This window comes from Paenibacillus sp. P4_E11, from assembly GCF_056401635.1.
On sequence record NZ_JBFUIX010000205.1, the window covers coordinates 1 to 4,967 of the forward strand.

Sequence of the window (4,967 nt, forward strand, 5' to 3'; positions counted from 1 at the left end):
CTACTATCCACATTAACGGCATTGTGGATAACCGAAGGGGCCGCAAGCTGTATCCTGGCGATCTTGTTGAAGTTCAGGAATGCGGACAATTCGAGGTCGTCCAGGGATAGGGGGTTATTCACTTGTTCCTGAAAAAGATTTCGTTGCGCAATTACCGCAATTACAAACAGGTTGATTTCTCCACGGAAGCGAACATCAACTTATTCGTCGGACCAAATGCACAAGGCAAAACAAACCTGTTAGAGTCCATCTATGTACTCGCCATGACGAAGTCGCACCGCACACATCAGCACAAAGAATGGATCGGCTGGAATGAGCAAAGTGCGCTAATTCACGGTGAAATCGAGAAACGTTACGGGGCTTGCACATTGGATCTGCAAGTATCCGCTCAAGGTAAGAAGGCGAAAGTAAACGGGTTGGAACAAAGAAAGCTGAGTGATTTCATAGGTCAGTTGAACGTTGTGATGTTCGCTCCAGAGGATTTGGAGATCGTGAAGGGGGCGCCAGGCGTCCGTCGCCGGTTTCTCGATATGGAGATCGTACAAGTACAGCCTTCGTATCTGCACGACCTGTCTCAGTACCATAAAGTGCTTGTACAGCGTAATAATTTGCTCAAGCAATTGCATCACCAGCCATCTTTCGGAGCACAATTAGAAGTTTGGAATGAACAATTGGCGCAATATGGTATTAAAATTATGAAAAAACGTCAAAGCTTTATAAGAAAGCTTCAAGTATGGGCAGAATCCATCCATCATGGTATTACGAATCGCTCGGAACAGCTTCGGATCGTATACCACCCTTCCTTCCCATTTGACGATTCGTCACAACAATCTGTTTTATTTGATCAATTTATGGTAAAGTTATCACAGGCAAAAGACCAAGAAGTTCGGCGCGGTATGACATTGTATGGCCCTCATCGCGATGATTTGCTGTTCCAGATTAACGATAAAGATGTCCAAACGTACGGTTCACAAGGCCAACAGAGGACTACAGCCTTATCACTAAAGCTGGCTGAGATCGAATGTATACGCGAAGAAGTGGGGGAATACCCGATTCTCCTGCTTGATGATGTATTGTCAGAATTAGACACGTTTCGTCAAACGCAGTTGATCGAGACGTTCCAAGGGAAAGTTCAGACTTTCATCACCACTACCGGAATCGAAAGCATTAAGATGGACAGGCTTGGCCATGCTGCGATATACCACGTGCAGGACGGGAAACTGATCTAGGTTCGAATACGATTAGGAGCTGGTCCCATGTTCATTCATTTAGGCGGAGAGAAAATCATACGGGCTTCAGAGCTTATTGCTATATTCGACTTGTCGATCGAGAAGTCGTCCAAAATATCCAAGCATTTTATTCAACATGCACATAAAGACCGTAACGTGGAAGTGATTGGCGAGGAAGAGTGCAAGTCACTCGTTGTAACCAAATCGAAGGTGTACTACTCGCCGGTTTCCTCCACAACGCTCAAGAAAAGGGCTCAGGTCCTCATGGTTAACGAGATCGATGCTTTTTCAAATCAGAGAAGTAGGTGACCGGAATGACGATCAATCAAAGCGCTTATGATGAAAGCCAGATTCAAGTTCTGGAAGGCCTGGAAGCGGTTCGCAAGCGGCCGGGTATGTATATCGGCTCGACAGGACCGAGAGGGCTCCACCATCTCGTTTGGGAAGTAATAGATAACAGTATCGATGAGGCACTAGCGGGTTATTGTGATAAAATCATAGTGACTGTCCACAAGGACAATAGCGTGACCGTCATCGATAATGGCCGGGGAATACCGGTAGGCGAGAATGCGAAGCTGAAGAAATCTACGGTTGAAGTCGTTCTGACCGTGCTTCATGCTGGTGGGAAATTTGGCGGAGAAGGCTACAAAGTGTCGGGTGGATTACATGGTGTAGGGGTATCTGTTGTGAACGCCTTATCTGAGCTCTTAGTGGTTACGGTGAAGATAAAAGGCAAGATCCATCAACAGGAGTTTCGCCGTGGTGCACCACAATATGACCTGAAGGTGATCGGAGAAACGGATGAAACCGGTACACAAGTAACGTTCAAGCCAGATCCCGAGATATTCACGGAAACGACCGAATATGAATATGACATTTTGCAATCTCGTATTCGTGAATTGGCTTTTCTCAACAAAGGAATTGAAATTCATCTTATCGACGAGCGCACCGATGTGTCCAATTCTTTCAGGTATGAAGGTGGGATCGTTTCCTTCGTCGAATACTTGAACCGCAACCGGGTAGCCGTTCACGAGACGCCGATTTATGTAGAAGGCGACAGAGACAACATTCATATTGAGATCGCCATCCAGTATAACGACAGCTATACCGAGAATATATATTCGTTCGCGAATAATATCAATACGCATGAAGGCGGAACGCATGAGTCCGGATTTAAGAGTGCTCTGACCCGGATATTGAACGATTACGCCCGGAAGACGAATGCACTCAAGGACAGTGATGCCAACTTATCCGGCGATGATGTGCGGGAAGGGTTGAGTGCGATCATCTCTGTCAAGATCCCGGATCCACAGTTCGAGGGACAGACGAAGACCAAGCTTGGCAACAGTGAAGTGCGTGGGATCGTCGAGTCCTTATTCGCAGAGAAATTGCAGATGTTCTTGGAAGAGAATCCGGCTATTGCCCGCAAAATTCTCGAGAAGGGTATTCAAGCGGCACGGGCTCGAGAAGCAGCTAGAAAAGCGCGCGAACTGACACGCCGCAAGAGCGTATTGGAAGTCAGTTCGTTGCCTGGGAAGCTTGCCGATTGTTCTTCACGCGATGCTTCCATAAGTGAACTGTATATCGTGGAAGGAGACTCGGCTGGCGGTTCCGCCAAGCAGGGACGTGATCGGCATTTCCAAGCGATCTTGCCACTCAAGGGGAAGATCCTGAACGTAGAAAAGGCACGGCTGGACAAGACGTTGTCGAACCTGGAAATCCGCGCGATGATAACGGCATTGGGAACGGGAATCAGTGATGAATTCGATATCGTGAAGGCCCGTTACCACAAAATTATTATTATGACGGATGCCGACGTGGACGGGGCCCACATCCGGACCCTGCTGCTCACTTTCTTCTACCGGTACATGCGTAAGTTGATCGAAACCGGTTATGTGTACATTGCCCAACCACCGTTATTCAAGATTGAACGTAACAAAACGATTCGTTATGCCTACAACGAGAAGCAACGAGTCGCCATTCTCGAAGAGTTTGGAGAAGGTGTGAAGGTCAATGTACAGCGTTACAAAGGTCTTGGAGAGATGAATCCCGAGCAATTGTGGGAAACGACCATGGACCCGGAAAGCCGTACGCTGCTGCAGGTTAGTATCCAGGATGCGATTGAAGCGGACGCCATCTTCGACACCCTGATGGGGGATAACGTGGAACCACGCCGCGAATATATTCAAGAGCACGCCAGATATGTGAAGAACCTGGACGTTTAACCTTTGGAGGTAACCCATGGCTGAAGAGAAGAGATCGGAAATAAGAGAAATTGATATAGGCACAGAAATGCGTACGTCCTTTATGGAATATGCAATGAGTATCATTGTTAGCCGGGCTTTACCAGATGTTCGTGACGGGTTGAAGCCTGTTCACCGCAGAATATTGTTCGCCATGTCCGAACTGGGCATGACGCCAGACAAGCCATATAAGAAATCTGCCCGGATTGTCGGAGAAGTAATCGGTAAGTATCATCCTCATGGAGATAGTGCCGTTTATGAGACAATGGTAGGAATGGCGCAGGACTTCACATACCGGAACATGCTAGTTGACGGACACGGGAACTTCGGGTCTGTAGATGGAGACTCTGCAGCGGCTATGCGTTATACCGAAGCACGTCTATCGAAGATATCGATGGAATTGATTCGCGATATGCAGAAGGAGACGGTTGACTTCGTTCCGAACTATGACGGCGAAGAACATGAACCTTCGGTTCTTCCGTCCCGTTATCCGAATTTACTCGTCAACGGAACCTACGGAATTGCAGTAGGGATGGCAACGAGTATTCCACCGCATAATCTAGGTGAAGTTATAGATGGCGTGCAGCAAATTATCGATAATCCGGAAGTTACACCTCTTGAGTTAATGCAATCGATTAAAGGTCCTGATTTCCCAACCGGTGCCTTTATACTTGGTCGCGAAGGGATTCGCTCTGCATATACAACAGGCCGCGGTTCGGTCACGATGCGCTCTAAAGTTAACATAGAGGAGAACAACAATAAGACTCGGATTATTGTATATGAGCTTCCCTTCAAGGTGAATAAAGCTAGACTTGTGGAGAAGATTGCCGAGTTGGTTCGAGATAAAGTAATCGATGGAATTACCGACTTGCGGGATGAATCGGATCGTACCGGGATGCGTATCGTCATAGAGCTTCGCCGCGATGTTAACCCGAATGTCGTGCTGAACAATTTGTATAAACATACACCGATGCAATCCAATTTCGGTATCATTATGCTGGCACTAGTAAATGGCGAGCCGAAGGTATTGAACTTGAAAGAGATCCTTCACCATTATCTCAAGCATCAGCAGGAAGTTATTCGCCGTCGTACCGAATACGACCTGAAGAAAGCCGAAGCCAGGGCACACATTCTGGAAGGCTTGCGAATTGCTCTGGATCACCTGGACGAAGTTATTGCCTTGATCCGTTCTTCGCGAACGACTGAAGAAGCCCGTGAAGGCTTGATGACTCGATTCCAATTGAGCTACGAACAAGCACAGGCGATTCTTGATATGCGCCTGCAGCGCTTGACCGGTCTGGAACGGGAGAAAATCGAGAGCGAGTATGCCGAATTGTTAGCGAAAATCGCCGAATATCGCGCTATTCTTGGAGATGAACAACTGATCTTAGGCATCATCAGCGATGAATTGAAAGAGATCAAAGAAAAATTCGCCGATGCCAGACGTTCAGAGATTACGATTGGTGAAGAGAGTATCGAAGACGAAGACTTGATC

General features: G+C 47.3%; 5 protein-coding genes. All 5 read left to right on the top strand.

Features of this window, described 5'->3' with window-relative positions; all coding sequences use genetic code 11:
• Positions 1-11 precede the first annotated feature (11 nt).
• A complete protein-coding gene (locus tag AC1DWB_RS31240) occupies positions 12-110 on the top strand; it encodes an RNA-binding S4 domain-containing protein (RefSeq protein ID WP_477544999.1) in 99 nt (32 codons plus the stop codon).
• A gap of 12 nt (positions 111-122) precedes the next feature.
• Positions 123-1,229 (top strand): DNA replication/repair protein RecF, encoded by a 1,107-nt coding sequence (gene recF, locus AC1DWB_RS31245; protein ID WP_477544995.1) that lies wholly within the window; start codon positions 123-125, stop codon positions 1,227-1,229.
• A gap of 27 nt (positions 1,230-1,256) precedes the next feature.
• The gene (gene remB, locus AC1DWB_RS31250; protein WP_477544996.1) at positions 1,257-1,538 is read left to right on the top strand and encodes an extracellular matrix regulator RemB; all 282 of its coding nucleotides are present in this window, start codon (positions 1,257-1,259) and stop codon (positions 1,536-1,538) included.
• Between the two features lie 5 nt (positions 1,539-1,543).
• Positions 1,544-3,454: a DNA topoisomerase (ATP-hydrolyzing) subunit B gene (gyrB, locus tag AC1DWB_RS31255; protein ID WP_477544997.1), complete on the top strand. Its 1,911-nt coding sequence runs from the start codon at positions 1,544-1,546 to the stop codon at positions 3,452-3,454.
• Positions 3,455-3,470: 16 nt separating this feature from the next.
• A partial coding sequence (locus tag AC1DWB_RS31260) for a DNA topoisomerase (ATP-hydrolyzing) (RefSeq protein WP_477544998.1) occupies positions 3,471-4,967 on the top strand: 1,497 nt, incomplete at its 3' end.